Raw genomic sequence first — 24784 nt, 5'->3', positions numbered from 1 at the left:
CGATCAACTGATGTCGAACAGCTTGTCGAAGTTGGAGATCGCGAGAATCTTGCGCACGTCAGTGCTGCTGTTGACCAGGCGCACGTCGGATTCATCCCCACCGGCATGGTCGCGCAGCAACAGCAACATACCCAGCGCCGAGCTGTCGAGGTAGGTGGCGTCCTTGAGGTCAACCACCACCGAGCTGAGCTGATCATCGAGCTTTTCGTAGGAGTCGCGAAATTCCTGATGCTTGGCGAAATCAAACCGTCCCTTGATCGATATCGTCAGTTTTTGTCCATCCGCTGAGACTTCGGTGATGACTGACATGCTAAAGCTTCCTTGTCATTGGCAATCGTGTACAAGGTTTAGCACCTGCACAGGGCATGTTCAAGGAATGAAATCGACACCCCTCCCCCATCAATACGGACTCTCTCGCGGCAACCGCTGGGAAAGCTCATCCAGCAGCTTCTGCTCGCGCTTGTCTTCAAGCTGGCGGGCCTCATCGATATAGCGTTGCACCAGCTTGCGCAGGCCTTCAACCCGGGCGTACGCCTGCTGCCAGGCGTCCCGCGCCTTGTCCAGGTTGTTCTGGTGCCAGGCCAGGCTCTGCCGCTGCTGGTCGATCGCGGTCCCCAGCTGCACCAGAAACCCTTGGTAACCCAGCAACCATTGCCCGGAAACCCCCTCGCGGCCGCGCTCTACCCAGCGTTCCAGGTATTCCAGGCGAAAGCCGTCCAGGTCGGCCAGCTTGGTTTCCGCCAGCCGAACCTGCCCCTGGAAATACCCCAGGCGCTGGACAGCAGTCTTCTCGGCCTTTTCAGCCATGTCGACCACCGGTGCCAGGCGCGTTGCGCGGCTTTGGGCCATAGCGGTCAGCCCCCGGCCGCCGGCGCGAAGATCGTCTCCAGGTGCGCATCGCTTTCACCCAGGCCGATGTTGTCGTTGAGCCCCTGGCGCAGGTACTTGACCATGGTCGGCTGCAAGGCAATGGCGGTGTCGGTCTCACGGTCACCACCGGCCACATAGGCACCGACGCTGATCAGGTCGCGACTCTGTTGATAACGCGACCAGAGCTGCTTGAAGTACTGGGCACGGCGCATGTGCTCGGGCGAGACCACCGACGGCATGACCCGGCTGATGGAGGCCTCGATGTCGATTGCCGGGTAGTGCCCTTCTTCCGCCAGGCGCCGCGACAACACAATGTGCCCGTCGAGCACGCCCCGCGCTGAGTCGGCAATCGGGTCCTGCTGGTCGTCGCCTTCGGACAGCACGGTATAGAACGCGGTGATCGAACCCCCTCCGGCCTCGGCGTTACCGGCCCGCTCCACCAGTTTCGGCAGCTTGGCGAACACCGAGGGCGGATAGCCCTTGGTCGCTGGCGGCTCGCCGATGGCCAGGGCGATTTCCCGCTGGGCCTGGGCGAAACGGGTCAGGGAGTCCATCAGCAACAGGACATTCTTGCCCTTGTCGCGAAAGTACTCGGCGATTCGCGTGCAATACATCGCTGCGCGCAGGCGCATCAGCGGCGCATCGTCGGCGGGGGACGCGACCACCACCGAGCGCTTGAGGCCTTCTTCACCGAGAATATGCTCGATGAATTCCTTGACTTCACGGCCCCGCTCACCGATCAGCCCGACCACAATAATGTCGGCCTCGGTAAAGCGGGTCATCATGCCCAGCAACACACTCTTGCCCACGCCGGTACCGGCGAACAGGCCCAGGCGCTGGCCACGCCCCACCGTCAACAAACCGTTGATGCAACGAATGCCTACGTCCAGCGGCTGGCTGATGGGGTCGCGATTGAGCGGGTTGATGGTCGGGCCATCCAGCGGCACCCAGTCTTCGGCTTTCATCCCGCCCTTGCCGTCCAGGGCACGGCCGGCACCGTCGAGTACACGCCCGAGCATGCTCATGCCCATCGGCAAGCGGCCGTTGTCGGCCAGCGGCACGACCCGGGCGCCAGGCGCAATGCCGGCGACACTGCCCACCGGCATCAGGAATATTTTATTGCCGGAAAACCCCATGACCTCGGCTTCCACCTCGATCGGGTGATAGCTGTTGTCGTTGATCACCCGACAACGACTGCCCATGGCCGCGCGCAAGCCCTCGGCCTCGAGCGTCAGGCCGACCATGCGCAGCAGGCGCCCTTCGAGGATTGGCTGGCCCGGCAGTTCGACGGCGTCGGCGTAGCCACTCAGGCGCTTGCCGAAACTGGTGCGCTCAAGACGCATCAAGGCAGTCCACTGGCTCTGGCCGGGCAGGCGCTTTCGCGGGAGCGGACAAGTCGATCGACAGGTCCGCCTCGGCCGGGTGCAGCGCCTGCTCGTGCAGTTGATCGAGCAACTGCGCCGTGGCCTGGGTGATCCGGGTTTCCACCGTGGCATCGATGCGGCTGTGTTCGGTCTCGACACGGCAACCGCCAGGCAGCAGGGCTTCGTCCTCGACGATGCGCCAGGTTTCCTCATGACGCTCGCGCAAGGCTTTGACCTGCTCGAAATCCTGCGGATTGATGTACAGGCGCACGTTACCCACGCCCAGCGGCAACAGCTTGAGGGCCTCGCGCATGACGTGTTCGATTTGCGAGGAGTCGATGGCCAGCTCGCGCTGAATCACCTGGCGGGAGATGTGCCGGACCAGGGCCACCAGGCCTTTTTCGATTTGCGTGTCCTGCTCGGCGATGGGCTCGAACAGGTGGCTCATCAGTTGCTCAAGGCTGGCCAGCTTCGCCGCCAAGGCCACTTCCGCCTCCTGGCGGACCTTGAGGGTGGTGCTGTGAAAGCCTTCTTTCTCGCCGGTGGCAAACCCTTCGTTCCAGGCTTCCTGGCGAATGCTTTCAAGCTCTTCGAGGGTCAGCGGCTGGACTTCCTCCAGCGGCACCTCTTCGATTTCCGGCGGCTCGGGTTCAGGCTCGGGTTCGGGCTCCGGGACAAACGGATCGAAACTGGGCAACGACCAGATGTCGAACCCACTGACATCACGCGCACGAATCAGGTCAGTGGGCGACTCATCACTCTTGGAGGCCATAAGGTCAGATCATTTCTTCGCCGCCCTTCCCGCCGAGAACGATTTCTCCGGCTTCGGCCATACGGCGGGCAATGGTGAGGATTTCCTTTTGCGCGGTTTCCACATCGCTGACGCGCACCGGGCCCTTGGCCTCCAGGTCGTCGCGCAGCAGTTCGGCGGCACGCTTGGACATGTTCTTGAAGATCTTGTCCTTGACGCCTTCGTCGGACCCCTTGAGGGCCAGCACCAGCACGTCGGAGGAGACTTCGCGCAGCAACGCCTGGATGCCACGGTCGTCGACGTCGGACAGGTTGTTGAACACGAACATGAGGTCTTCGATCTGACCGGACAGGTCCTCGTCGACTTCGCGGATCGAGTCCATCAACTGGCCTTCGATCGAACTGTCGAGGAAGTTCATGATGTCCGCCGCGCGCTTGATGCCACCCAGGGTGGTGCGCGAGGCATTGGAATTGCCGGAGAACTGCTTTTCCAGAATCTGGTTCAGTTCCTTGAGTGCCGCTGGCTGTACCGTGTTCAGCGAGGAAACCCGCAGGATGATGTCCAGCCGCACCTTGTGGTCGAAATTACCCAGCACTTCACCCGCCTGGTCCGGGTCCAGATAGGCCACGACAATGGCCTGGATCTGCGGGTGCTCGTACCGGATCACGTCCGCCACCGCGCGCGGCTCCATCCACTTGAGGCTGTCCAGGCCGCTGGTATTGCCCCCTAGCAGGATCCGGTCGATCAGGCCGTTGGCCTTGTCCTCGCCCAGGGCCTGGGTGAGCATTTTGCGGATATAGCCATCAGAGCCGACGCCCAGGCTGGTCTGGTCGCCGACGATGTCGACGAACTCGCTCATCACCTGTTCGACCTGCTCACGGTGCACATTACCCATTTGCGCCATGGCCACGCCCACGCGCTGGACCTCTTTGGGCCCCATGTGGCGCAACACTTGCGCGGCATCGGTTTCGCCCAGGGACAGCAGCAGAATCGCGGCTTTGTCGACCCGGCTGAGTTTGGCGATAGCGGCTCGGTTATCACTCATCTGCGTTAATCCACTCTTTCACGACCTGGGCCACACGACCCGGATCTTCGGCCACCAGGCTCTTGATTGCGTTCAACTGTGCGTCATAGCCTTCGCTCGGGCTAGGCAACAGGATGCTTTGCGGACCGCCGAGGCTGACGCGATCGTTACCCAGCTCGCCATCCAGACCGCCCAGGCCGCCGAGCTCGGAATCACTGCCGATACCCGCCAGCTGCCGATCCTTGCCGCCACCGGTGATGTTGTTGAGCACCGGACGCAGCACGCCGAACACCAGCACCAGGATGAACAGCACACCCAGCACTTGCTTGACGATGTCCCAGAACCACGGTTGCGAGTAGAACGGAATATCGGCAATCACCTCGCCGCGCTCGGCGGAGAACGGCATGTTGATCACGCTGACGCTGTCGCCACGGCTGGCGTCGAAACCGACCGCGTCCTGTACCAGGCGGGTGAAGCGTGCCAGTTCATCGGCACTCCACGGCGCCCGGGTGGTTTCGCCGTTGGCCGGGTTGATCTTGACCTGATCATCGACCACCACCGACACCGACAGGCGATTCAAGCGCCCCTGTTGCTGCTTGGTGTGACTGATGGAGCGGTCAAGCTCGAAGTTCTTGGTCGACTGCTGGCGCTTGTCCGCCGGGTACGGGGCCAGCATCGGCTGCCCCGTGGCTGGGTCCATGATCTGCTGGCCGTTGGCATCGAGCAGCGGCTGGCCGGGCTGCACCATACCGGCCGAAGCCGTCGCGCCACCGGTGGTTTGCGGTGCCGAGGCCGGTGCCGGTGGCTGATTGCTCAACGCGCCAGGCACGCCCTGCGGGCCGTTGCTGGCGGTGCGCTGCTCGGACGTCGACTGCTCGCTGCGCAACGCCGGCTGATCCGGGTTGAACTGTTCGGACGTCGACTCGACCGCGCTGAAGTCCACGTCGGCGGACACTTCGGCTTTGTAACGATCATTGCCCAGCACCGGCTGCAGGATGTTGTGCACACGCTGGGTGAGCATGCTTTCCATGCGGCGGCTGTAGTCGAACTGTTTGCCGGCCATGGTCAGCGCGGAGTTTTCCGCCTGGTCGGAGAGCAGGTTGCCCTTCTGGTCGACCACGGTGATTTGCGATTTACTCAATTCCGGAACACTGGTCGCCACCAAGTTGACGATGGCCAGCACCTGACCCGGCTCCAGCGAGCGCCCGGCATAGAGTTCGACCAATACCGAAGCGCTGGGCTTGCGCTCGTCACGCACGAACACCGAACTCTTGGGGATCGCCAGGTGCACGCGGGCGCCCTTGACGTTGTTCAGGCTGGAAATGGTGCGCGCCAGTTCGCCTTCAAGGCCACGACGATAACGGGTCGCCTCCATGAACTGGCTGGTGCCCAGGCCCTGGTCCTTGTCGAGAATCTCGAAACCGATGTTGCCGTCGGTGGGAGTGACACCCGCGGCGGCAAGTTTGAGCCGCGCACGCGGCAGGTCATCGGCCTTGACCAGCAAGGCGCCGGAATTGGGTTCTACGGTGTAAGGAATGTCAGCGGTGGCCAGGGTTTCCATGACCTGCTTGGCATCCATCCCGGCCAGGCTGCCGTACAGCGGCCGATAATCGGGTTGCTGCGACCACAGCACCACGGCAAAGCCAATCGCCACACTGGCGGCCAGGCCGACCAACAGGCCGACCTGACGCAGCATGGTCATCTCGGAGAGGTTTTCCAGGAAGGACAACCCAAAGAGCGGCGGTTTGCCGTCGGTGGGCGCGACCTTGGCCGGAACGTTATCGGCGACTGCTTCTGCCATGACTCAATCTCGTCCTTAAACCGGCATCTGCATGATGTCTTGGTATGCCTGAACCAACTTGTTACGCACCTGGGTCAGTGCCTGAAAGGAGACGCCGGCTTTTTCCTTGGCGATCATCACATCGGTCAGGTCGACACCGCTCTTGCCGATCTCGAACGCGGTGGACAACTGGGTCGACGCCTGCTGGGTTTCGTTGACCTTGTTGACGGCCTGGCCGAGCATATCGGCGAAGCTGCTGCCGGCCAGTTCCGGCACGGCGACGCCAGCCTTGGGCTGAGCCATGGCGTCCATTTGCATGGCCCGCATGTCCAGCATCAACCGGTTGAATTCAATTCCTTGACTCATGGACTACTCTCTCTGACGACCCGCAATTTTTTGACACTCACTCGGCGGATAGAGTGGTGTTAGCAACAAGGGTGCCAGCTCCATGGCGACGCTCGACAAAAGCCCTGCCCGGGCTTTACTCACACAAGGCTCAGGTCGCGAATAAACAGGCCTCGACGTCCATGCCGGCATCACGCATCTGCGCCAGCTTGTAGCGCAGGGTCCGCGGACTGATGCCCAGGCGCTCGGCGGCTTCCTTGCGCCGCCCGCGCTCACTACGCAGGGTGTCGATGATCATCTGGAACTCATGACGCCGCAGGTCATCGCCCAGGACCCCGGCCGACTCTGCCTGGGGCGTCTCGACCTCCAGCACCCGCGACGCCACGTAAGCAGGCGCCAGGACCGGCAATGGCGCACAGGCCACCGGCCCGGACAGACAAAAGTCCTGCGGTTGGATCAACCCGCCCTGCTGCAAGATCAGCGCTCGCTGAATGGCGTTATCCAGCTCGCGCACATTGCCCGGCCAGGGATAACCGATCAGGCAGGCCTGCGCCTCAGGCGAAAGTCTGGCGGCGGCGTGCTTCATTTTATTGACGTGCCGGGCCAGCAGGCGCTCGGCCAGCGGCAGAATGTCGGCAGTGCGCTCGCGCAGCGGGCGCCAGGCCAGCGGGAAGACCGACAAGCGATAATAGAGATCCTCACGAAAACGCCCCGCCGCCACTTCCGCCGCCAGGTCGCGGTTGGTCGTCGCCACCACACGAATATCCAGGGCAATCGGCTTGCGCGCACCCACGCGCTCAACCTCGCGCTCCTGCAACACACGCAGCAGCTTGGCTTGCAACCCCAGGGGCATTTCGGAAATTTCGTCGAGCAGCAGGGTCCCGCCATCGGCCTGCTCGAACTTGCCGGCCTGGGCGGCAATCGCCCCGGTGAACGCACCTTTCTCATGCCCGAACAGCGTCGCCTCGAGCATGTTGTCCGGGATCGCCGCACAGTTGATCGCAATGAACGGCTGCTGGCCGCGTCGCGAGTGCTGATGAATGTAGCGCGCCAGCACTTCCTTGCCGGTGCCGGACTCGCCCGAGATCAACACCGTCGAATCACTGCGTGCCACCCGCACCGCGAGCGCCAGCAACTGTGCGCTGGCCGGCTCGAACGCCACCGGCCCTTCGTCCTCTGCACCGCCCAGGCTGCCCAGGGCGTGGCGCGCCACCAGGTCGAGCAACGCCTTGGGCTCGAACGGCTTGACCAGATAGTCCGCAGCCCCCTGGCGCATTGCATCCACCGCGCGCTCCACGGCGCCATGGGCGGTCATCAGCAGCACCGGCAGGTGCGGGTAACGAACCCGCAGTGCGCCCAGCAACTGGTGGCCGTCCATGCCCGGCATGTTGACGTCACTGATCACCAGATTGAAGGACTCTTCGGCCGCCACGCTCAGCGCCTCTTCGGCCGAGCCCACGGCGCGGTAGTCGTGACCGGCCAGCAGCAGCGTATCGGCCAGTGCCTCGCGCAGCGCGCGGTCATCCTCGACCAGCAGAACCTTGATTGTCATTGACCTCACTCCAGTCCTTGAGCGCTGGAAAACAACGGCAGGTCGACCCGTGCACAGGTGCCGCGACCCGGCCGCGAGCGCAGCTGCAATTGTCCCTGATGAGCCCGCGCCACGGCCTTGACCACGGTCAGGCCCAAGCCGGTGCCGGTGGCCTTGGTGGTAAAAAACGGCTCCCCCAGGCGCTCAAGCACCGAGGCATCGATCCCTTCGCCGTTGTCACTGACGCACAGCCGCAGGGTATTGCCACGGCGATAGGCATGCACTTTCAAGCGCACATCGCCAGCGCTGGCCTGAATGGCGTTTTCAAGCAGGTTCAGCAGTGCGCCAACCAGCGTGTCGCGATTGCACAGCAACTCGCCGGCATGGGTGTCGCACTGCCAACGGATCGGCAAGCCCTGGACGTGAGTCTGGGCCGCCGCCTGCAGCGATTGCATCAGCGCCTTGGGGGTCACGCGATCCGTCAGCGGCAACTCGCCGCGGGCAAACACCAGCATGTCACGCACCTGGTGCTCCAGCTCGTGCAAGCGCTCTTTCAAACGGCCGGCAAAGCGCTGCTGGGTCGCCACCGGCAACGCCTGCTCGGCCAGATGGCTGGCATAGAGCAAGGCCGCCGACAGCGGCGTGCGGATTTGATGGGCCAGCGAGGCGACCATGCGCCCCAGGGATGACAAGCGCTCATGACGCGCCAGTTGACCTTGCAGATGACGGGTTTCGGTCAGGTCGTTGAGCAGCACCAACTGGCCCGGCTCGGCATCCAGAGAACGGGTGGCGATCGACAGGCGTCGACCGTCCTTCAAGGAGACTTCATGACCGTCGTCGTCACGGGGGGCGAAACTGCGCGCAATCACCTGGCGCCACAACTCGCCTTCGAGGGGCAGACCGAGCAATTCCTCGGCGGCCGGGTTGGCTTCGCGCACGATGCCCTGAGCATCGATGACGATGACACCGCCAGGCAACAGATCAAGGAGGTTTTGCAGGCGGTTGGCCAAGCGTTCTTTTTCGGCCAGCTCCTGCATCCGCTGGGCACTGACCACCGCCAGCTCACCCTTGAGTTCGGTGACCCGGGCTTCCAGCATGCTGTAGGAGTCGGTGAGTTGGCTCGACATCTGATTGAACAGCGCGAACGCCTGCTCAAGACCAAGCCGGCTTGCCTGCTCTACGCAGGGCGTGTCGGGGACTGGAGACATCTGGGCGGCGTGGGGCATCGTGCTCTCTCGCTTGGCTGACCGTCAGTTAAACGGAACGTTGCGAGGGATGTAGCAATACCCGTGCCTAAAAAAAACTGCCCATTATTCAATGAGTTGAAAAACAGGCGTCAATCCTCCGTCTGTTCTTCTCCATCACGACGGCTCATGCCGTACTTGCGCATCTTTTCCACCAGGGTGGTGCGGCGAATGCGCAGGCGCTCGGCCGCGCGCGCGACAATCCCGTTGGCATCATCCAGTGCCTGCTGGATCAGCCCTTGCTCCAGGCCACCCAGGTAATCCTTCAGGTCCAGGCCTTCGGGCGGCAACAGGGCGTTGGCCGTGAAGTCCGGGGTATGCCCGTTGATGGCCACCCGCTCTTCCAGATCGCTGCGCAGGTTGTCGACCATTTGCTCGTCTTCGTCGTCGACGTAGCGAAACTTCTTCGGCAACTCGACCACGCCGATCACCCCGTACGGGTGCATGATCGCCATGCGCTCCACAAGGTTGGCCAGCTCGCGGACGTTGCCCGGCCAGCCGTGGCGGCACAGCGACATGATCGCCGCCGAGTTGAAACGAATGGAACCGCGCTTCTCGTGCTCCATGCGCGAGATCAACTCGTTCATCAGCAACGGAATGTCCTCGACCCGCTCGCGCAGGGGCGCCATTTCGATCGGGAATACGTTCAGGCGGTAATACAGGTCTTCGCGGAAGCTGCCGACCTCGATCATGCTTTCGAGGTTCTTGTGGGTCGCGGCAATGATTCGCACATCGACGCTCTGGGTCTTGTTGCTGCCCACACGCTCGAAGGTACGCTCCTGCAACACCCGCAGCAGCTTGACCTGCATCGGCAACGGCATGTCGCCGATTTCGTCGAGGAACAGGGTGCCACCGTTGGCCAGCTCAAAACGCCCGGCACGGCTGGTGATCGCCCCGGTAAAGGCGCCCTTCTCGTGGCCGAACAGTTCGCTTTCCAGCAACTCGGCCGGGATCGCCCCGCAGTTGACCGGCACGAACGGCGCGTCGCGGCGCTTGGAGTGATAGTGCAGGTTACGCGCCACCACTTCCTTGCCCGTGCCGGACTCACCGAGGATCAGCACGCTGGCATCGGTGTCGGCAACTTGCTGCATCATCTGGCGGACGTGTTGAATCGCCCGGCTGGTGCCGACAAGGCTGCGGAAAAGATTGGGTTCACGATGACGACCGCGCTCACGGGCCTGGTCGTACATCTCGCGATAGACCTGGGCACGGTGCAGGGAGTCGAGCAACTTGCTGTAGCTGGGCGGCAGTTCCAGGGTGGAAAGCACCCGGCGGCGCTGTTCATCAGGCAGGTCAACGGAAGAATTATCGCCCATTAACAACACCGGAAGGAACTCATCCCAGGTAGCGAGTGTCTTTAACAGACTCGACAACGTACCAGGAGCACTTACCGTCCCGATGAGGACACAGATGACTTCACGACTGGATGACAACGAACCGACAGCCTGCTGCCAATCATGGCTACCACAGGGTAAATTTTCTTCACCGAGAAAATTTAAAATCACCGCCAGGTCGCGGCGGCGGACGCTATCGTCATCAATCAGCAGAATCTTGGTTTCACGCCACATGCAATAGCAACTTCCCTGGTCAACTCATATGCCCGAACAAAGAGGGCAATCTAGACGCCTGCCGGCACATTAAGCCTGATAGACGCCTGAAAACTCGAATCAGCCACTAGTTAAGTCAAAAAACCGTGCACAGTCAAATTTATGGCGCACTAAAATCGGATTAACTGAACCGTTAACCGAACAGGTGGTAAACCTTTGCCGCTTTTTGCGCCTGATTGATCTGCGACATCTCGTCGACGATTGCCTGGCGTTCGCCTGTCGTCACTTCCAGCAGCTGTCGATAAACCGCCAACAGACTCTCCAGTTTTTCGCGCAAGGCACCTTCATCCGTCGACGCCTCGCTCAGTACCTCATCGATACAGGTGCGGCACGTCTCATCCAGTTTGCCGATGGCATCCCAGTTGCGCTCGAGCAACGCACCGATCAAGGCTTCGCGGGTGTCGTCAATCCGTTGCAGTGCATGGCTCATGACATGTTCCTCAGGCCGAACGGCCTATTCTGCCGCAATAGCATCCCAACCACTCTTGACCGTGATCAGCAAACGCGTCACTTCGTCCATGATTTCGACGTCGTTCTGCAGATTGGCTTCCATCAGCCGGTTGGTCATGTACACATACAGGCTTTCGAGCTGCTGCACATAATCCGGATTATCACTTTTCTCGGCGTCCAGACCATCACGCAAGCCGATAATGATATCGATCGCCTTGCCGAGCATCAGGCCCTTCTCCGCGATGTCGCCACGCGCCAGCGCGCCCTTGGCCTGAGCAATGCGGTCCAGCCCGCCTTCCATCAGCATCTGCACCAGGCGATGAGGGCTGGCTTCAGAGATCTGGGCATGGGAATTGACCTTCTGATATTGGCGAAGGGCTCTCATGGGATTCATGTTTCTACCTCGTGACAGGCGACCACTATAAAGTCGGGTTCTGGTCTTTGTGTCGACTGTGCCGCAAAAAACTTTAGGGTCGACGGACTGCTCAAGAAAAAACCCGGGCGCCTCGCAAGGTCAGCCCGGGCTGCTTAGCCTTGGAACGGATCAGCTGTCCTTGGGATTGTTCAGCGCGTTGAGCGTGGTCATGATGCTGTCGCTCTGTGCACGCAACTTGGCTACCAGGGAGTCCATGGCGGTGTACTTGGACGTGAGGCTGGTTTGCAGAAGCGTCATGCGTTCATCCAGCTTGTCTTGCTGCTTTTTCAGATCATTCAGGCTTTCGCTCAGAGACTTCGAACGCTCGGCCAGCGTCCCGGTGCTTGCCTTGGCGTAATCGTCCGTCACGGCGGTCATGCGCGCGATCAGGCCGTCCTTGCCAGTGAAGATACTGGTGATGTCCGCCGCATTGGTGGTCATCGCCTTGTCCCACTTCTTGTCATCGAGGGTCAACAGCCCTGTCGTCGAGTCAGTACTGATGCCGAACTGCGCCAGGGACTTATAGGTACCCGTGCCTGACAGCGCGTTCAGCTCACTACGAATCGAGTTGACCAAGGTGCGCATTGACGCATCACCAGTCATGGCACCCGCAATCGGATTGCCATCCGCCCCCATGGTGACCTTGGTCTCGGTATTGATCGCTTTCATCAGCGCGTTGTAGGTGTCGACAAAACCCTTGACCCCGGATTTGAGCGCCGAGTTGCTGGTGGTCACGGAAATGGTGGTCGGGGTTGGCTTGGGCGCACCGGCCGCCGTCGGCGAAACCGACAGCAACTTGATGCTGACACCACTGACCGCTTCAGCAATGGTGTTGCTCTTGGACTCCATCGCGATGCCGTCGATGGTGTACTTGGCATTCTGTGGCACGTCGATCACGGTCGCACCGGTGTCGAGGCCAGAGTTGCCGGACAATGTCAGGTCCGAGCCAACGCCCATGGTGGTCGAGGTCAACACCAGCCGTGAACCTGTAGAGTCGGTGAGGATGTTGGCACTCAGGCCAGAGGTGGAAAACTGCGTGTTGATCGAGTCACGCACCTGCTGCAAGGTCGCCCCGGCCGGCACACTCAAATCATAGTTCTTGCCCGACTGTGAAATCGTCAAGGTGGTCGGCGTCGTGCCACTGTTGACCACCGTCGAGGCACCACCGGCATAGGTTTGGGTCGACAGTTTGGAGGCGCTGGCCAACTGCCCGACCACCAGCGCAAAACTGCCGTTGGCGGCGCCATTGCCCGCGGTCATGGTGGCGACCTTCTCGTCCGAGGAGGACGTGACCAGGCCACGGAAACTGTTGTCCGTGCCCATGGTGGTCAGGGCGCCACGGAAAGCATCCAGCGCCGCCTGAATCTTGCCGATCGACGACAGCGAGGTGGTTGCTTTCAGCGTCTGGGTGTTGATCTGTGCTTGCTTGGGCGCCTTTTCCGCGTCCACCAAGGACTTCACGATCGCCTGGGTATCGATGTTCGAACCAATACCGCTAACCGTTGTACCCGCCATCGTCTATCTCCTTGTTCAGTGGCTGCCGCTTTCTTGACGACGTGCGCCGCAAGCGCAGGCAGCAACAAAATTCATGCCAGCTCAGACCTTGTCGTCAAACAGCAGGCTGCTGGCGTCCGTCAGGCTTTGCGCCAGTTTCAATGCGGTTTCCGAAGGGATCTGGCGGATCACGTCACCACTGTCGGTGGCGATGACCTTGACCACGACCCGGCCGGTGGAATCATCAATGGAAAAGTCCAGTTTGCGCTGGGCCGCTTGTACGAATTCTCGAATATCGGTGACTGCTTTTTCCAGCTCATCGCGCTTGGGTTCCGAGAGCTTCGACACCCCGGCTTCAGCCTTCGACTTATCAACAGGCGCTGCGGCCAACGGCGTTGCACCTTGTGTGGCCACGGCTGCTGGATAAGCCAGGTTCAACTTCACGCTCATGTCCATGCCTGATCTCCTCTTCACGAAAATGACGAAAGGGCACGTAAACGCGCCCTTCCGTCAGTCACCCAGTGTCGCTATTACTGAAGCAGCTTCAGTACAGCGGATGGCAGTTGGTTCGCTTGCGACAGGATCGCGGTCGAAGCCGATTGCAGGGTTTGTTGCTTGGTCAGCTCTGCAGTTTCAGCAGCGAAGTCTACGTCTTGCACGGTGGAACGAGCAGCGGTGGAGTTCTTCTGGATGTTCTGCAGGTTGTCGGCAGTGGTGGTCAGACGGTTTTGGGTAGCACCCAGACCCGAACGAACGCCGTCGATGGTGCCGATAGCCTTGTCGATCACAGCCAGCGCGTTTTGTGCGTTGGTGATGTCGGTAACGTCGGTCTCGGAGATGGTTTTCTTGGTCGACGAGATAGTCGCGGCACCAAACACGTCGGATACGCCAGTACCGGTATCGCTCAGGGAGTAGCCTTTGGCCGAATCCAGGGAAACCTGACCATTGACAATCAGATCAGTACCACCCAAGGCCGCTGCAGTTGCGAAACTACCAGCGCCGTCTTTTGCGCCAACCAGGATGTTCGCTTGAGCGTTGGCGTCAGCGCCCGAGAACACCAGGTTTTCGCCCGAATCGGACTTGACTGTCAGATTCGAAGTCGCTTCGTCGTAGTTAACGCTGATGCCCAGCTTGGCAGAGTTGGACTTCAACTGGTCAGCCAGGCTGGCCAGATCGGTTACACCGACAAAGTCAACTGCGCCGCTGGTACCAACAGCCAGCTTGAAGTTTGACGGGGTAGCAGCACCCACTTCCAGTTTCACTTCGGTGCTGGCGGTAGCGGTCAAGCCACCAATCGAACCATTCAACTTGCTGGCGATTTCTTGTGCGGAAGCTTTGGCGCCATAGGTGATGGTGTTGGATTGACCGTTGCCGGTAACAGTGATATCACCGCCCGCCAGGCCTCCTGCACTTGGCGCGATGGTGCCACTTTTGATTTGCTGCGAACCGATGTTGCTGGCCGCTACGTTTTCCAGGCTCAGGTTGATGGTTTCGTTGGCGTTGGCGCCGACCTGGATAGCCTTGGTGCCGTAGGAGCCGTCCAGCAGCTTCTGGCCACCGAAGGTGGTGGTCTGGGAGATACGGGTCAGTTCGGAAGTCAGTGCCTGGTATTCGTCGTTGTTCGACTTACGGTCGTCAGCGCTCAGGGAACCGGTAGCCGAGGACAGGGCCAGGGTACGCATTTTCTGCAGGATGTCGGTCGAAGCCTGCATCGCGCCTTCAGCGGTCTGAGCGATGGAGATGCCGTCGTTCACGTTCTTGACCGCTTGGCCCAGGCCGTTGATCTGGCTGGTCAGGCGGTTGGCAATTTGCAGGCCGGCAGCGTCGTCTTTAGCGCTGTTGATACGCAGGCCGGAAGACAGGCGCTGCATGGAAGTGGCCAGGGCGCCGCCCGCTTTGTTCAGGTTGCCCTGAGTAGTGATCGACGCAATGTTAGTGTTTACGGTTAAAGCCATGACGAAATCCTCGTTGGATGGATACTGCGGCTTCCGGCCCTGGCAACCGCCGGGTGTGGCCTAGAGAACCTTCGTAATAGTTATCGTCGTGAACACACTTTGCTTGAGCGGTTTTTTTGAATTTTTTAGTGGCATGGTGCCAGCCCTTTGTTTTCAAGGGCTGGCAGCCAGAAACCCGGCGTCAATAAAACGCAAAACGCCCGGGAATATGCATTCCCGGGCGTTCTGTTCAGCGCTATAACCGCTCTGGATCAAGGGCGATAGAGAATCGCCGAGCCCCACGACAGGCCAACGCCGAAGCCGCTGATGGCCACGCGCCTCCAGGCGGAGCCGAACACGTGGTTCTGCAGCAGCAGCGGAATGCTAGAGGACACGGTGTTGCCGGTCTCCAGCATGTCCTTGAGGAATTTCTCCGGCTCGCCTTCTTCAAAGCGGCGTGCCACGGCATCGACGATGGCCGCACTGCCCTGGTGAATGCAGAACGCATCGATGTCGCTGGCCTGCAGGTCCGACTCATCGAGCAGCGCATGCAAATGCGCCGGCACTTTGAGCAAGGCAAAGTTGAACACCTGACGACCGTTCATGAAGAACACGCCATCGCTGACCTTCAGGTGCGGCGCACCGGAACCGTCGGTGCCGAACTTGGCCTTGCCCAGGCGCCAGGTCGGGTCTTCGCCCATCCAGGTGACCGTCGCCGCATCACCAAACAGCATGGTGGTGTTGCGGTCTTCCGGGTCAACGATCTTCGAATACGGATCGGCGGTGATCAGCAGGCCGTTTTTCAGCCCCGCCGCTTCCATGAAGCCTTTGAGCGCATAGATGCCGTAGACGTAACCGGAGCAGCCCAGGGAAATATCGAAGGCCGCCACGTGGGTCGGCAGACCCAGCTTGTCCTGGACGATGGCGGCGGTGTGCGGCAAGCCTTCTTCGTCACCGTTCTGGGTGACGACGATCAGCGCATCAATGGACTCGCGCTTGAGCCCGGGGTTGGCTGCGAACAAGGCATTGACTGCCTCAACGCACAGGTCGGAGGTTTCCTGCTCGTCACCCTTGCGCGGCAAAAAGGCCGAACCGATCTTGCCGAGAATGAAGGTTTCATCCTTGTCGAACTTTGCACCCTGGGCGTAGTTGTCAACCCCGGCTGCCGGAACGTAACTCGCTATACTTTTTATGCCAATCATTATGGCTTCCCAATAATAAACAGCTGAAAATCACCACTCGCACGCTCGAGGGTGTCGACAGTCAGGGGGCTGCACCACCCCGAACCGGAGGCAATGGCGGGCGTCGATGACGACATTGAACAGGCCCGCAACCTTCACCGCCCGCAGACAGGATACAGTGAAGATGCGCGTTTTGACCCACGGGTCACTCGGCGGCTGATGCTTTCTGTCTTTTTGTGAGCAAAATCCGCTGAAAAGCTGACCTGGAGGTCGATAAAACCCCGAAAAAACCTCAAAAAAAAGACCGGCCCCCACCACGGGAGCCGGCCTCGCGAACCCAGCGTTCGGTCAGAGCTTGTTGAACAACCCCAGCTGGGAAATCTTCGAGAATGCCAACTGCGCCGCCTGCAACATGGTTTGTTGCAAGGTCAGGCGGGTCAGCACCTCAGCCGGGTCGGCCTCCCTGATGCCCGACTGGGTCGAGGTATTGATCAGGCCCGCGCTCTGGTTCTGGTCACTTTGCATGTCCATGACATTGCCCCGCGCACCGATGGCCCCACGAGTCAGGTCGACCTGACTCTTGGCATTGCCCAGATTGGCGATGGTCGAGGCCACCGTATTGTCAAAGCTTCGCTGTGCAGCCGCGTCACCCTGGACAGGTGTTTCAAGCGCCTGGCGAAACTGGCTCAGGGTATCCAGCACGTTCTGGGTCTGGTGAGTATTGACCGAGACATTGAACTGGTCATTCGCCGCCGGTGTACCACTCACGCTGAAGCTCACACCCGCCGCCGTCGCCACGCCGCCTGCAACCGAGCCCGTGGACACCGGTTGACTGTCGCTGGTCAACGGACTTGCATACAGCTCAAAGGTGGTGGCGCTGGTGAACTTGAGCACCGCCCCACCCTCCGGGAAGAAACCGGCATAGTCGGACGGATTGCTGACCGACGTCTGGGTGACCAGGGCGGTCGACGAATTACCCGGGCTGCGGGAGCTGACAAAACTGTCGGGCTTGGCCGACAGCTGGAAGCTGTGACCGGCGATCGCGGCATCTTCGCCGGCCCCGATATCCGAGTCCTGAAAGGTCACGTCCAGGGCGAAGGTCATGCCCCGGAAGGTCACATCGGAACCGCCCTTGGCCTTGGGATCGAAGGTGCCGCCCTCACTCGCCTCGGCCGTGACGTCATTGCCGGCCGCGTCCGTGATCTTGAACTGGGTGCTGCTCACAAACGACAAGCTGTAAGGCTCGCCACCGCGAAACTTCGAATTGAACTCTGGACTGGAACTCACCAGCCCCGGTGACAGGGCTACACGCCCGTCATCGACCGCCGGAGCCGTCAGGGTGGTCGCCGTGCGACTGGAGTTGATCGCTTGCTGGAACACGCTCCAGCCAGAATCATTGAGCCCCAGGGACAGGGAGTCGCCGATCTTCAGCTCCAGCTGGCTCTGATCACCGTTGTAACTGTAGGTGCCATCGGCATTGCGCGAGAAGGGGGCCACGTCGTTGCTGGCGCCGGAAAACAGGTAGTTTCCGGCCGCGTCCTTGCTGTTCATCAGGCTCAACAGCTGCTCTTCAGCCTGACCGACTTCAGCGGCAATGGACATGCGGTCGTCATCGTTCAGCGAAATGCTACCGGCGCGCACGGCCAGTTCACTGACTTTCTGCAGCACGGTATTGATGCTGTCCAGAACACTTTCTTCTTGCGCCTGGGCGGTCTTCAGCGCCGTGATGTTGGTGTTGTACTGACCCAGCAATGCACTTTGCTGTTCCAGTTGCAGCAAGCGCGCCGCGCCCACCGGGTCATCCCCGGCGGTTTCGAGCTTGATGCCACTGCTGGCCTGCTCGGCCGTCTTGAGCAGGTTGTTCAAGTTGCGCTGATAGCTGGCCGCCGTGTTCTGGTAAAACTGTGCAGTCGAAATACGCATGGTCTACGGCTCCTTATAGACTGTTGATCAGCGTGGCGAAGGTTTCCTGGGCAGCCTTGATGATCTGCGAGGAAGCGCTGTAATACTGCTGATATTTGACCAGGTTGCCCGATTCCTCATCGAGCTGAACGCCGGACAGGGAATCGCGCGCCGCGGCGGCCTGTTGCAGGATCGCGTTGTTGGCGGTGCCGTCCATCTGGCCCTGCTTGGACTTGGCCCCCACCCCGGCCACCAGGCCGCCATAGGCGTCGGTGAAACTGACTCCCGGGCTGGTCGCGCTCGCCCCCACCGTGCCCTTCGACTGCAGCCCGAGCAATGCCTGGGCATTACGGTTGTCATTGCTGCCGGCGGCCGTCATCGAGACATTGAAGCTGTCGCCCTTGCTCGGCGTACCGTTGACGGTCATTTCGAAATTGAAGTTCTGGCTGGCCCCGGCCGAGTCGGTGTACGGCACCTGGATGCTCAGCTGGTTTTCCTGGCCGGGCACGATGCTGCCCGTGCCGAGGGTATTGCCCTGGGCATCCAGCACTTGGTAATCACTGCCCGATGTCATCAGCACGCGCACCGGCATCGCGGTCTTCACCGCATTCTGCAGATCCAGCGCCTGAGTCGGGTTGTAGATATCCACGCTGGTGGTCAGCGTCGGCTGGCCGACGGCACCCGTGCCCTTGTTGCCCTGAGCCAGGGTCGAGGTCAGCGGGGCGGAGGTTGCCAGGCGCTTGATGTCGGTCATCACCGTCGACAGATCACCGGCACCACTACGGGTCGGGGTGATCTTGAAGCTGTCACCCGGGCTCATGCCGGCGGCACTGTTCAGGCTCAGGGAGAAGCCGTCGATCACCGGCGCCGGGCTGGCGCCCAGGGTGAAGGTGCCCATGTCGGTGTTGTCCGACAGGCGCTTGACGCTATAGCCGGTGGCGCTGGTAAAGGTCACCTGGTAATCGCTGGCGCTGAGCCGGCTGCTGTCGGCAATCGTCACGTTCAGGTTGCCGGACGCCGGGTTGTTGTTACCGCTGGCGATACTGCGCTGACTGATCGCCAGCGCACTGTTGATGTTGCTGAACAGCGCCGCCCCGAACTCACCGTTCTGGTCCAGGCCCTGCCCCAATTGCTTGTTCACCTGGTCAGAGACGACCATGGCGATACGCCCCAGCTCGTTGGTGGCCGGTGCCAGGACGTCATCACGGTAACGCAGCAGGCCGCCCATCTCGCCACCGGTCACGGCGGAGGTGATATCCAGCGTCGAGGAACCGCGATTGATGATGATCGAGCTGCGGCTCGGATCGTTCTTGTCGGTCTGCACCTGCAGCGAGTTGGCGGTGTTGCCCATCACCAGCGGCTGGCCACCCTTGAGGTAGATATCCAGGCTGCCTTCACGCTCGACGACCTGCGTGCCCACCAATTCGGACAGCTGGCGAACGGTCTCGTTGCGCTTGTCCATCAGGTCGTTGGGCATGCCGCCCGAACCGCTGACCTCGCTGATTTTCTGATTGTAGGCCGCCACGGTCGCGGCCAGCTTATTGACCTGGTCCGCCATCGAACCCAGTTGGCTGTTGATGTAGGTGTTCTGCTGCGAGAGCTGCTCGGACATCGAGTTGAAGCGGCTGCTCAGGCTCTGGGCGTTGGTCAGCAACGCCTGGCGCGCGGCGGCGTCATTCGGGGTCGAAGACAGCGTTTGCAATGACGAGAAGAACGATTGCATCACCTTGGTGATGCCGGTGCCGCTGTCGGACAACAATTTGTCGACCTGGCTGACCTGACTCAGGTACGCCTGGGCATCGCTGTTGAGCGACGTGGTCAGTTGCAGTTGCTTGTCCAGGTAGGAGTTGTAGACCCGACGCACATCAGCCAGCGTGGTGCCACTGCCAATGAAGACGTTGCCGAACTGGTTGGACGCCTTGCTGTTCTGCACGGTCTGCTGGCGCGAGTAACCGGCGGTGTCGGCGTTGGCAATGTTATTACCGGTCGTCATCAATCCAGACTGGCTGCTTGACAGACCCGACATCCCGATATTGAGCAAACTCATGATTCAGACCTTATAAATTCGTGGAAGAGCCGGCCGCAGCGTAGTGCTCGTAGTTCTTCATTTGCTTGGCAATCTGCGAAATCTTGCTGGCGTAATTCGGGTCGGTGGCATACCCGGCCTTTTGCAACTCGCGTACAAACTGTTCCGGCTTATCGGCCGACTTCAGCACTTCTTGATAGCGATTGTTGCCCTGCAACAAGCTCACCAGGTCATGGAAACTGTCCTGATAGGAGGTGTAGGAGCGGAACTCGGCGGTCTCCTTGACCATCTCGCCATTCCTGAACTCACTGGTGATCGCACGGGCCTGCGCCCCCTGCCAACTGCTGCCGGTCTTGATGCCGAACAGGTTGTGGCTGCTGCTGCCGTCCTGCTGGCGCATGACCGATTTGCCATAGCCGGTTTCCAGCGCCGCCTGAGCCACCAGGTACAGTGGATCGACGCCGATGCGGTCAGCGGCCTGGCGCGCCATCGGCAACATGGTGGCCACGAACTCGTCAGGTGAACTGAAGGATTTTTTCGCCGGTGCCAGCGGCGGCTGCGCCATGGCGCGGCCATAGACCTGCAAGCGACCGCGCTCCGCGGAATAGCTTTGCGCTGGCTGCCAATCCCCTTTGACCAGCGCATTGCCGGTGGTGGTAGCGCGATTAGGCAGCGTGGTATGGGCAGTGGTAGCGGCCGTCCCCGTGGCCGATGGCACCAGCCCCGCCAACAGGCGATCGGCCAGTTTGGGCGGCAAGGCCAGGCGGCGCTGGTTGAGCAACGCCATGTCATTCCCGTGGGCACCCTCGCCCGCACCTTGCGGCGGGCTGACCGAGCGCGAAGCCCACAGCGGACGCTGGCCATTGAGCCGGGACAGTGGCCCGTTGGTCGCTGTGGTGCCGGCGGCAATTGGCGTCTGCACCGCCGCTTTCGCGGCCTCCTGCTTGGCTGCCGACAGCGCGGCCGCCTCGCCGGGCGCCAGCGGTTTGTTTTTTGACATCTGCCGCATCAGCACATCGGCCAGGCCGATACCGCCGCCCTCGCGGGACATGGAAACCGCCAACTGCTGGTCGTACATTTCCTGGTACTGCTTGGCCGCCGCCGTATTCAGCGGATTGTCCTGGCCCAGGGCGTCGGTGGCCGAGCGCATGGACTTGAGCATTTCGTTGAGGAACAGCGACTCGAACTCCTGCGCCACCTTGCGCATGTTGCCGTCGCTGTTCTTGTCGCCGACCTTGAGCTGGTTAAGCCGGTTGAGGTCCGAGTAGGAACCCGAATCGCTGCTGCTGACCAGGCCGCTCTTGTGAATATCCATGCCCGCTACCTCAGATCACGATCAGGTCGGCTTGCAAGGCGCCGGCCTGCTTCAAGGCTTCGAGGATCGCCATCAAGTCACCCGGCGCCGCCCCCACCTGGTTCACCGCCCGTACGATCTCGTCCAGCGTGGTGCCCGGGCCGAACTTGAACATCGGCTTGGCTTCCTGCTGGGCATTGACGTTCGAGCGTGGTACCACCGCTGTCTGGCCATTGGAAAAGGCGCCTGGCTGGCTGACGATCGGGTCTTCGGTGATGGTCACGGTCAGGCTGCCGTGGGTCACGGCGGCCGGCGAAACCTTGACGTTCTGGCCGATCACGATGGTGCCGGTACGCGAATTGATGATGACCTTGGCCACCGCCTGGCCCGGATCGACTTCGAGGTTTTCCAGGATCGACAGGTAGTCGACGCGCTGGCTCGGATCGAGCGGCGCGGTGACGCGAATCGAACCGCCATCGATGGCCTGGGCGACGCCAGGGCCCAGCATGTCGTTGATCTTGTCGACGATGCGCTTGGCGGTGGTGAAGTCCGAGCGGTTGAGGTTCAGGGTCAGGCTGTTGCCCTGGTTGAAGCCACTGGGCACTGCTCGCTCCACCGAGGCACCGCCGGGAATACGACCGGCCGACGGAACGTTGACGGTGATCTTCGAACCATCACGCCCCTCGGCATCAAAACCGCCCACCACCAGGTTACCCTGGGCGACCGCATAGACGTTGCCGTCGATCCCCTTGAGCGGCGTCAGCAACAAGGTGCCGCCACGCAGGCTCTTGGAGTTGCCGATCGACGAGACCGTGATGTCGACCTGCTGACCCGGCTTGGCGAAGGGTGGCAGGTCGGCACTGATCGACACCGCCGCGACGTTCTTCAACTGCACGTTCCCCGAACCCGGCGGCACCTTGATGCCGAACTGCGACAGCATGTTGTTGAAGGTCTGCAGGGTGAACGGGGTCTGCGTGGTCTGGTCGCCCGTGCCGTTGAGCCCGACCACCAGGCCATAGCCGATCAGCTGGTTGGAACGCACGCCCGAAATACTGGCGATGTCCTTCAACCGCTCGGCCTGGACGCCGAGGGAAGTGGACAGCAACAACGCGGCCGCCATCAGGTGTTTGAAGTTCAACATGGAAATAGTCATCACCTAGAAAGGGAACAGCGGGCTTAAGAAGAAACGGTCGAACCAGCCTGGCTGACTCGCATCGGCAAACGAACCGGTGCCCGAATAGGTGATGCGCGCATCGGCGATACGGGTCGAGGGCACGGTGTTGTCGGTGGCGATATCGTCTGCCCGCACCAGGCCGGCAATGCGCACCAGCTCGTCGCCGGTGTTGAGGGTCATCCACTTCTCGCCGCGCACGGAGATGATGCCGTTGGGCAGTACGTCCGCCACCGTCACGGTGATCGAACCGGTCAGGCTGTTGCCCTGCCCCGCCTTGCTGTCGCCCTTGGTCGCGCGCTCACCGCTGTAGCCGGCCTCCAGGCTCAGGTCGCCACTGCCAAACGGGTTGTTGGTGTTGGGCACGCTGCCGAACAACGAGGTCAGGCCGATGTCGGCCTTGCTGGTCTTGCCCACCTGGGAGTTGGCGTTTTTGCTGGCCTGAGTTTTTTCGTTCAGGGTGATGGTGATGATGTCACCGACCCGGAACGCCTTGCGGTCGCTGTACAGATTCTGCTCGAACCCGGCCTGATAGATCGAGCCGTTGTTGGCCGCCGCCGGCAGTGGCGTGCGCGGCAACACCGGTGCGTAGTAAGGGTCATTGGGTTTCGGCGTCGGCCCGACGCAGCCCGCCAGCACGGCGATCCCACTCAGTGCGAGAACAGATACAAAGCGTTTCATGACCCTAACCTCACGGTGTTGCAGGCGGCCTCACGCCGCCCCATAGACTGGATTACAGATTCTGCGTTACGAACGAGAGCATCTGGTCGGCGGTGGAGATCACTTTGGAGTTCATCTCGTAGGCGCGCTGGGTGGTGATCATGTTGACCATCTCCTCGACCGTGCTGACGTTGGAGGTTTCCAGGGTGTTCTGCAGCGTGGTACCGAAACCGTTCAGGCCCGGGGTGCCGACCTGCGGCGCACCGCTGGCGGCGGTTTCCAGGAACAGGTTGTTGCCCGTTGCCTGCAAGCCGGCCGGGTTGATGAAGTCGGCGGTTTGCAGGTTGCCGATCACCTGGGCCGCCGGGTTGCCGGCGATGGTGATCGAGACGGTGCCGTCACGGCCCACGGTGAAGGTCTGGGCTTCGTTGGGGATAACGATGGCCGGTTCCAGGGCAAACCCGGCGGAGGTCACGATCTGGCCATTGGAGTCCAGGTGAAAGGTACCGTCGCGGGTGTAGGAGGTGGTGCCATCCGGTTGCAGGATCTGGAAGAAACCACGGCCGTCGATGGCCATGTCCAGCGGCTGCTCGGTGGTCTGCAGGCTGCCGGCGCTGAAGTTCTTCTGGGTGCCGACGATGCGCACACCGGTACCCAGTTGCAGGCCCGACGGCAATTCGCTGTCCTGGGTCGACTGGGCGCCAGGCTGACGCTTGATCTGGTACAGCAAGTCCTGGAACTCGGCACGGTCACGCTTGAAACCCGTGGTCGAGACGTTTGCCAGGTTGTTGGAAATAGTCGTCAGGTTGGTGTCCTGGGCGGACAGGCCTGTCTTGGCAACCCATAGAGCCGGAAGCATTCGATTCTCCTCGTGCGCCTGTTTTACGGCGCGACGTTCTGATAATTAGCTGATCTGCAAGACCCGAGCCATGGCCTGGTCGTCTTCTTTGGCGGTGTTCATCATCTTGATGTGCAGCTCGAACTGCTTGGCCAGCGCCAGCACCGACGTCATCTCTTCCACCGCGTTGACGTTGCTCGACTCAAGGAACCCCGACACCAGTTGCACGTTGGCATCGGCGGGCGCCGGCTGGCCGTCCTTGGTGTGGATCGAACCGTCCAGGCCCTTGGTCATGTTCTTCAGGTCCGGGTTGACCAGCTTGATACGGTCGACTTCAGCCATCACGCTCGGGCCTTCGCCCAGGGCACGGATGCTGATGGTGCCGTCCTGGCCGACTTCGATTTTCTGCTCGGGCGGCACGGCGATCGGCCCGCCATTGCCCATGACCGGCATGCCGTTGCCGGCGCGCAACACGCCCAGGGCATCGACATTCAGGCTGCCGGTGCGCACATAGCTTTCAGCGCCATCGGGGTTCTGCACGGCAATCCAGCCGTTGCCGCTGACCGCCACGTCGAGGTCACGACCGGTTTCCACCAGCGAGCCTGGGCTGAAGTCGGTGGCAGGACGTTCGCTCATGGCGAAGGCGCGCGCCGGAAAGCTGTCGCCAAACACCGGCATCGACCGCGCCTGCTCCAGGTCTTTCTGAAAACCGTTGGTGGAGATGTTCGCCAGGTTGTTGGCATGGGCCTTCTGCGCCAGTGCGTTCTGGCTGGCGCCGGTCATTGCCACATAAAGGTACTTGTCCACAATCGTTCCTCTGCATGCCGGACGTTTGCCGCCCACTGCTGTACTGCGCAGGTTGTAGCAATTTGCAGACCAACTTGCGCACAGAGGTTCGAAGTC

At 61.3% G+C, this 24784-nt stretch carries 23 protein-coding genes; all 23 read right to left on the bottom strand.

The genetic code is table 11. The features are described 5' to 3' along the window. Positions 1-3 precede the first annotated feature (3 nt). Positions 4-309, bottom strand: coding sequence for an STAS domain-containing protein (locus CKW07_RS15550; RefSeq protein WP_095145680.1), 306 nt, complete (start codon positions 307-309; stop codon positions 4-6). A 90-nt stretch (positions 310-399) separates the two neighbouring features. Continuing rightward, the gene (gene fliJ / locus CKW07_RS15545; RefSeq protein ID WP_095145679.1) at positions 400-849 is read right to left on the bottom strand and encodes a flagellar export protein FliJ; all 450 of its coding nucleotides are present in this window, start codon (positions 847-849) and stop codon (positions 400-402) included. A gap of 5 nt (positions 850-854) precedes the next feature. After that, positions 855-2213 carry a flagellar protein export ATPase FliI gene (gene fliI / locus CKW07_RS15540; RefSeq protein ID WP_095145678.1) on the bottom strand — a complete coding sequence of 453 codons (1359 nt, stop codon included), beginning with the start codon at positions 2211-2213 and terminating at the stop codon, positions 855-857. Then, the gene (gene fliH, locus CKW07_RS15535) at positions 2203-3006 is read right to left on the bottom strand and encodes a flagellar assembly protein FliH (RefSeq protein ID WP_095145677.1); all 804 of its coding nucleotides are present in this window, start codon (positions 3004-3006) and stop codon (positions 2203-2205) included. The genes fliI and fliH overlap by 11 nt, the downstream gene beginning before the upstream one ends. Positions 3007-3010: 4 nt before the next feature. Next, the gene (fliG, locus tag CKW07_RS15530; protein ID WP_095080149.1) at positions 3011-4030 is read right to left on the bottom strand and encodes a flagellar motor switch protein FliG; all 1020 of its coding nucleotides are present in this window, start codon (positions 4028-4030) and stop codon (positions 3011-3013) included. Beyond that, the gene (gene fliF, locus CKW07_RS15525; protein WP_095145676.1) at positions 4023-5810 is read right to left on the bottom strand and encodes a flagellar basal-body MS-ring/collar protein FliF; all 1788 of its coding nucleotides are present in this window, start codon (positions 5808-5810) and stop codon (positions 4023-4025) included. The genes fliG and fliF overlap by 8 nt, the downstream gene beginning before the upstream one ends. Positions 5811-5825: 15 nt before the next feature. After that, positions 5826-6155, bottom strand: coding sequence for a flagellar hook-basal body complex protein FliE (fliE, locus tag CKW07_RS15520; protein WP_095145675.1), 330 nt, complete (start codon positions 6153-6155; stop codon positions 5826-5828). Positions 6156-6285: 130 nt separating this feature from the next. Next, the gene (locus CKW07_RS15515) at positions 6286-7686 is read right to left on the bottom strand and encodes a sigma-54 dependent transcriptional regulator (protein ID WP_095145674.1); all 1401 of its coding nucleotides are present in this window, start codon (positions 7684-7686) and stop codon (positions 6286-6288) included. Positions 7687-7691: 5 nt separating this feature from the next. Further along, positions 7692-8891 (bottom strand): PAS domain-containing sensor histidine kinase, encoded by a 1200-nt coding sequence (locus CKW07_RS15510; protein WP_095145673.1) that lies wholly within the window; start codon positions 8889-8891, stop codon positions 7692-7694. 110 nt (positions 8892-9001) lie between these two features. Next, entirely contained in the window at positions 9002-10477 is a 1476-nt protein-coding gene (locus tag CKW07_RS15505; RefSeq protein ID WP_095145672.1) for a sigma-54 dependent transcriptional regulator, read from the bottom strand. Positions 10478-10649: 172 nt separating this feature from the next. After that, a complete protein-coding gene (locus CKW07_RS15500; RefSeq protein ID WP_095145671.1) occupies positions 10650-10946 on the bottom strand; it encodes a flagellar protein FliT in 297 nt (98 codons plus the stop codon). 24 nt (positions 10947-10970) lie between these two features. After that, a complete protein-coding gene (fliS, locus tag CKW07_RS15495) occupies positions 10971-11360 on the bottom strand; it encodes a flagellar export chaperone FliS (RefSeq protein WP_095145670.1) in 390 nt (129 codons plus the stop codon). Between the two features lie 150 nt (positions 11361-11510). After that, the gene (gene fliD, locus CKW07_RS15490) at positions 11511-12896 is read right to left on the bottom strand and encodes a flagellar filament capping protein FliD (RefSeq protein WP_095145669.1); all 1386 of its coding nucleotides are present in this window, start codon (positions 12894-12896) and stop codon (positions 11511-11513) included. Between the two features lie 81 nt (positions 12897-12977). Continuing rightward, positions 12978-13331: a flagellar protein FlaG gene (locus CKW07_RS15485; protein ID WP_095145668.1), complete on the bottom strand. Its 354-nt coding sequence runs from the start codon at positions 13329-13331 to the stop codon at positions 12978-12980. Positions 13332-13405: 74 nt separating this feature from the next. Further along, positions 13406-14830 (bottom strand): flagellin, encoded by a 1425-nt coding sequence (locus tag CKW07_RS15480; RefSeq protein WP_095145667.1) that lies wholly within the window; start codon positions 14828-14830, stop codon positions 13406-13408. A gap of 251 nt (positions 14831-15081) precedes the next feature. After that, positions 15082-16011, bottom strand: a complete 930-nt coding sequence (locus CKW07_RS15475; protein WP_095145666.1) for a ketoacyl-ACP synthase III — start codon at positions 16009-16011, stop codon at positions 15082-15084. A 327-nt stretch (positions 16012-16338) separates the two neighbouring features. Then, complete coding sequence (locus CKW07_RS15470; RefSeq protein WP_095145665.1) at positions 16339-17913, bottom strand: flagellar hook-associated protein 3; 1575 nt, start codon at positions 17911-17913, stop codon at positions 16339-16341. A 13-nt stretch (positions 17914-17926) separates the two neighbouring features. Further along, a complete protein-coding gene (gene flgK, locus CKW07_RS15465; protein WP_095145664.1) occupies positions 17927-19939 on the bottom strand; it encodes a flagellar hook-associated protein FlgK in 2013 nt (670 codons plus the stop codon). Between the two features lie 10 nt (positions 19940-19949). Further along, on the bottom strand, positions 19950-21233 hold the full coding sequence (gene flgJ, locus CKW07_RS15460) for a flagellar assembly peptidoglycan hydrolase FlgJ (protein ID WP_095145663.1): 1284 nt from the start codon (positions 21231-21233) through the stop codon (positions 19950-19952). A 10-nt stretch (positions 21234-21243) separates the two neighbouring features. Next, positions 21244-22353: a flagellar basal body P-ring protein FlgI gene (locus CKW07_RS15455; protein WP_095080164.1), complete on the bottom strand. Its 1110-nt coding sequence runs from the start codon at positions 22351-22353 to the stop codon at positions 21244-21246. 15 nt (positions 22354-22368) lie between these two features. After that, positions 22369-23064, bottom strand: a complete 696-nt coding sequence (gene flgH / locus CKW07_RS15450) for a flagellar basal body L-ring protein FlgH (RefSeq protein WP_095145662.1) — start codon at positions 23062-23064, stop codon at positions 22369-22371. Positions 23065-23116: 52 nt separating this feature from the next. After that, positions 23117-23902: a flagellar basal-body rod protein FlgG gene (gene flgG / locus CKW07_RS15445; protein ID WP_095145661.1), complete on the bottom strand. Its 786-nt coding sequence runs from the start codon at positions 23900-23902 to the stop codon at positions 23117-23119. A gap of 45 nt (positions 23903-23947) precedes the next feature. Next, positions 23948-24688 (bottom strand): flagellar basal body rod protein FlgF, encoded by a 741-nt coding sequence (locus CKW07_RS15440; protein WP_095080167.1) that lies wholly within the window; start codon positions 24686-24688, stop codon positions 23948-23950. Between the last annotated feature and the right edge of the window lie 96 nt (positions 24689-24784).

Origin of the sequence: Pseudomonas sp. Irchel s3b6 (assembly GCF_900187415.1) — a bacterium.
Classification (GTDB): domain Bacteria; phylum Pseudomonadota; class Gammaproteobacteria; order Pseudomonadales; family Pseudomonadaceae; genus Aquipseudomonas.
The sequence above is the reverse complement of the archived record's forward strand: the minus strand, read 5'-3'. Positions and strand labels throughout refer to the sequence as shown.